The sequence below is a fragment of the Pedobacter sp. genome, assembly GCF_035566355.1.
Taxonomy (GTDB): Bacteria; Bacteroidota; Bacteroidia; order Sphingobacteriales; family Sphingobacteriaceae; genus Pedobacter.
The window spans coordinates 1-4,574 of sequence record NZ_DATMRL010000582.1 but is presented as its reverse complement, the minus strand read 5'-3'; the positions used below and the strand labels follow the sequence as shown (position 1 = coordinate 4,574).

General features: G+C 40.9%; 6 protein-coding genes. 1 reads left to right on the top strand and 5 read right to left on the bottom strand.

What is annotated here, in order from left to right; translation table 11 throughout:
* The 5 genes from VNZ46_RS22860 to VNZ46_RS22840 all read right to left on the bottom strand — a co-directional run.
* A partial coding sequence (locus VNZ46_RS22860) for a glycosyl hydrolase family 28-related protein (RefSeq protein WP_325562945.1) occupies positions 1-245 on the bottom strand: 245 nt, incomplete at its 3' end.
* A 46-nt stretch (positions 246-291) separates the two neighbouring features.
* Positions 292-738: a cytochrome c gene (locus VNZ46_RS22855; RefSeq protein WP_325562943.1), complete on the bottom strand. Its 447-nt coding sequence runs from the start codon at positions 736-738 to the stop codon at positions 292-294.
* Positions 739-747: 9 nt separating this feature from the next.
* Positions 748-2,028: a PQQ-dependent sugar dehydrogenase gene (locus tag VNZ46_RS22850; protein WP_325562941.1), complete on the bottom strand. Its 1,281-nt coding sequence runs from the start codon at positions 2,026-2,028 to the stop codon at positions 748-750.
* Positions 2,029-2,151: 123 nt separating this feature from the next.
* A complete protein-coding gene (locus VNZ46_RS22845) occupies positions 2,152-3,174 on the bottom strand; it encodes a WD40/YVTN/BNR-like repeat-containing protein (protein WP_325562939.1) in 1,023 nt (340 codons plus the stop codon).
* Positions 3,175-3,606, bottom strand: coding sequence for a DUF2147 domain-containing protein (locus VNZ46_RS22840; protein ID WP_325562937.1), 432 nt, complete (start codon positions 3,604-3,606; stop codon positions 3,175-3,177).
* 114 nt (positions 3,607-3,720) lie between these two features.
* Between VNZ46_RS22840 and VNZ46_RS22835 the strand changes: the two genes are divergently transcribed.
* Positions 3,721-4,299: an NAD(P)H-dependent oxidoreductase gene (locus tag VNZ46_RS22835; protein WP_325562935.1), complete on the top strand. Its 579-nt coding sequence runs from the start codon at positions 3,721-3,723 to the stop codon at positions 4,297-4,299.
* Positions 4,300-4,574: the final 275 nt, after the last annotated feature.

The window sequence follows — 4,574 nt, the reverse complement described above, 5'->3', positions numbered from 1 at the left end:
TGCAGATACAGGGTAATATGATCTTTTAATGCTATTGTACCTGAGAGAAATTTGCCCGCCGGAAAAATTACTTTACCGCCGCCGGTATGATTACACTGATCGATGGCTTTTTGTATGGCTTCAGTATTCAAAGTCGTTCCATCGCCCACCGCACCATATTTCGTCACATCCGCATCTGCAGCGAAAACAGAACTGCTGCTCAGAAAAATAACGGCACAGGTTACAGATCTCACTAATTGATGCATAATTCGTATTGGTTTGCGGGCGCAGGCCATGAACATAGCTTTGAATCTATTTTTTATTTTTGGCCCGGACTGCTTTTACTTCGTTTGCAGAAATTCCACTGGCTTTATTGCCAAAGCTGTTCCTGATGTAAGACAAAACATCTGCGATTTCCTGATCTTTTAAGAAATTGTGCGGCGCCATCACATTCGTATAGCTTTCCCCGTCAATATCCACATTCTGCGAAAAACCGTTCAGGATGACTTTAATCAACCTGGTTTTATCGCCCAGTACATAGCTTGTACCATTTAGTGGCGGGTTCATGTTCTGTACACCTCCCCCATCAGCCATGTGGCAGCTTAAACAATACTGGCCGTATATTTTATTCCCGTTGGCCATCACTGCAGCAGAAACCTTGGTAACTTTAGTTGCTGCTTTTGCTTTGTTTTTAGTTTGGGCAGACAATTGAAGTCCTCCCATAGTGAGGAGCACTATGATTGTTAAAATTCTCTTCATTTATTATGACTATTTCTTCGTATAAATAATTCGGTAAATGGTTCCCTTGCTGTCATCAGTTACATATAGGGAACCGTCAGCCCCTTGTGCAAGTCCGCACGGACGGTGGTCTGCTCTTCCGGCAGCAGCCTTTTCTGGTGTTCCGGAAAAATTATCAGCAAAGATCTCCCAATCTCCCGATGGTTTTCCGTCTTTGAAAGGCTGAAACACTACAAAATAACCTTTTTGCGGCTCCGGTGCCCGGTTCCAGGAACCATGAAAAGCAATGAATGCACCATTTTTGTATTTTTCAGGGAACATTTGACCTGTATAAAACAACAATCCATTTGGTGCCATATGGCCCGGATAGGCTACCGCAGGATCCAGATATTTAGCGTCTGCTTCTTTTTTCTTATCACCTCCATACTCCGGTGCTACTATTTTTTTATGCTGGATCTGATCATAATATAGATATGGCCAACCGGCATTATCTCCCTTTTTTAGTGCATACAAGCATTCGGCGGGAAGTTCTGCAGATTCTTTAACATCATATAAAGCTGGCCAGGAACTGTTAAGATTATCTCTGCCATGCTGCATCACAAACAGCTGGTTATTTTGCTGGTTCCAGTCTAAGCCGACTACATTTCGTAAACCTGTAGCATACCTTATCCCCTCTCCATAACTCTGGCTCAGTTTATTGGCTTTAAATTGCCAGATACCACCTGCCGAGTCAAGTATGGGACAGCCAGGCATCCCTGGAGACTGGTACCCCCTGTCCTGTACCTGGCAGGAATTAGAGTAGGCGCCTATATTTACATAGAGATTTCCATCATTGTCCAGCACAAGTGACTTGGTTTCATGCTGACGTCCCATCTTTAACCCGGTTACAATCTTTTCCGGCTGATCGGGGCTAAGCACGACATTTTGATCATTTAATTTATAACGGAATACTTCCTGGTTAGAGGAGGCGTACAAATAACCATCCTTCAGATAGATTCCTGTTCCTCCATAATTACCAAAACCACCCGTAAGCTGGGCTTTTCCATCGCTGTTCTCGTGCAGCTGCAAAATACCTTTTCCATCCTTTGGCTTCGCCAGTTTTACATAAATATCTCCTTGTGGGGTAACCACCAGGTGTCGGGCTTTTGCACCTGTTTCTGCTACTTTTAACGCTCCAAAACCTTCCGGCAGTTTCAAGCCTGCATTATCGGGATCAGCTTTCACGCCTTTATCAGATTTCAGGGCATAAAATGAAGCCACTGAAGTGATCAAAGTGGCTGCCAGCACATACTTTAACAAGTTACGGTTCATAATTATCTTTTAAAAAAACCTGATTGTCCGTTGAAACAGATCCTCAGGGTAATTGAACATCTAATTGATTAATTAATTGAGATATATTATTGAATCAAATTGGCTAATTATTCAACGATATTGTTATTTATCAGTTGATTTCAGGCGATAAATAAGTCCATTATTACCTGCTAGTAAAATAAAACTGCCTTTTTTCGCTTTACCAACTGCATTGAAGTTAAGATCTGACAAATGAAGCCAGTTCTTTCCGCCATCTCTGGAGAAATCTACACCTGATGTACCAACAGCTACAGCCCGTACAGCGTCGATATAAGCCACCCCGGAGCGGAAACCGGAAACGGGCGTAAGAGGTTTATTCCAGGTTTTACCCCAGTCCTTGGAGAGCAGTACATTGTTGGGGTGCTCTTTGTCCTTTTGGTAATCTCCACCAACAACCACTCCTGTGCCATTTTCATTAAAATCTACAGAAAATGAGCCAGTACTGGCCTCCCCTTGTAAAATCGGGCATGGATATCTTTTCCAGGTGTACCCTCTGTTATCTGAATAATAAATATTTGCACTCGTTCCACCTGTGGCAATCCATACTTTCTCTTTGCCTAAGGTACGGATAGAAGTGCCACTGGCTGCAAAGCCGGCTTCTCCCGGCCCCATATCCATATTCAGATGATCCGAGACATTTTGCCAGTTCAATCCGCCGTCTCTGGTCTTAAGCAATTGCAAACGGTTGTGAATCGGGTCCCCAAATGCAATTCCATTCTTCTCATCCCAGAAACCCATACCATCCAGAAAGATAGCGCTGTCTGTATTTTTGTAGGTCTCTTTCCAGGTCTTTCCACCATCCACTGTTCGTAGAATAAATGCCGGAGAACCGGCATTCATCACAACGGCTTTAAATTCATCAAAAGCTTCAATATCTCTGAAATCGAGTTTTTCATAACCGGTAGGTTTTATCCATTGCCAGGTCTTACCCCCATCAATAGTTTTCCCTATGGAACCATTACTCCCGCTTACCCAGGCTACCCGGTCAGAAACCACAGACAATCCTCTTATACTGGTGTTTGTGCCCGAATTTAAAGGCAAAAAGTCATACTTCTGCGCCAGCAGGGAAAGAGGAAGACATAAAAACAGAAATACGAATGCCTTCATCTATTTAACTCTTTTCCATACTTCAGTCCTTCCAATCAGTGAAATGCCAATATATCCACGGATATTCAGCTGTCCGTTACTTTTTTCGGTGATATTACAACTATAGGTTTTTCCAGATTTTGGGTCATAAATTTTGCCGTCTGTCCATTTACCATCTTCGTAAACAAAATCTCTTAACAACTCCAAGCCCATAATAGGTTTCGATTTTAAGTCAGGATCCGGATTTTTGATATCGGTTTTATTCGCTCCTTTTTCATCTTTAGGTTCTTTCAGCCAAACAATCTTTCCAAAATATTTTTCATTTTTTTTGAAGATCTCTATATGAGCCTCACCCGACGCGTTTACCCATTGTCCAAGAATAGCGTCTTTATTTTGCGAAAACCCGGAAAAAGAAATCGCAGTAAACAGCAACAAAATTGATAGATATTTCATACAAGTATAGATTATAAGTTTACCTAAAGTAATAAAATCGGCCCAGATAAAAGAAAGTTTTATCCTATTTCAAAATGACTGCCGTTTTCTTTATCATTGCGCAACACGAAATCAATGAGCAGCAAGAAGAACATTCTGGCCATCTGTGGAAGTACCAGAAAAAACTCATCCAACCTGAATCTGATCAGATTTATTGCACAGCAATACGCTGAGATTTTCAATTTTATAATTTTTGAAGGCCTCGCTGATCTTCCACATTTTAACCCGGAACTGGACAATGAACCTGGTCCGAAAGCCATAAATGATTTCCGGAAGCTGATCAAAGCAGCCGATGCGGTTCTGATCTGTACCCCTGAATATGCTGTTGGCGTTCCCGGATCTCTAAAGAATGCCATCGACTGGACAGTTTCATCTATGGAATTTTCTAAAAAGCCAGTATTACTCATTACAGCTTCAACTTCAGGGCACTATGCACATCAGTCTCTCTTAGGTACCTTATTGATTATTGAATCCCGCATCACGGAAGAGAGCCAGCTCCTGATCTCTTCTATCCGTGCAAAGGTTAATGCCCAGGCAGAAATTACCGATCAACTGACTTTAGAAAAGATCGGCAAGGCCATCAGCGCTTTAGAAGACATGATCAAAGACCAGGAATATGCGATGCTCTACCTTCCTCCTCCTCTATTGAATTAATGCATACAGTTGAATGTAAATATATTTTTACAATAAAATAATGACTGAACATACGATGTATACAAACGTAAAAACAAGCACAAAATTTTCTTAATTCTATAAAAACAGCTTTTAAACACAATAAAAGGTGTCATTTAGTAATTATATTTCAAATAGAACAACCTTATTACTTCTTGAGTTTAATATTTTTTTCAATTAAAAAAAGTAACATTTATACAATAAGTTCATCTTATTCGTTATTAACAGGAAAAACTTTCTGATATTTAAATCACTAA

What these genes read in the sequence shown, in the direction of transcription:
- VNZ46_RS22845 (WP_325562939.1), bottom strand. Translation starts at nt 3,174, where the DNA reads ATGAAGGCATTCGTATTTCTGTTTTTATGTCTTCCTCTTTCCCTGCTG.
- VNZ46_RS22835 (WP_325562935.1), top strand. Translation starts at nt 3,721, where the DNA reads ATGAGCAGCAAGAAGAACATTCTGGCCATCTGTGGAAGTACCAGAAAA.
- VNZ46_RS22840 (WP_325562937.1), bottom strand. Translation starts at nt 3,606, where the DNA reads ATGAAATATCTATCAATTTTGTTGCTGTTTACTGCGATTTCTTTTTCC.
- VNZ46_RS22850 (WP_325562941.1), bottom strand. Translation starts at nt 2,028, where the DNA reads ATGAACCGTAACTTGTTAAAGTATGTGCTGGCAGCCACTTTGATCACT.
- VNZ46_RS22855 (WP_325562943.1), bottom strand. Translation starts at nt 738, where the DNA reads ATGAAGAGAATTTTAACAATCATAGTGCTCCTCACTATGGGAGGACTT.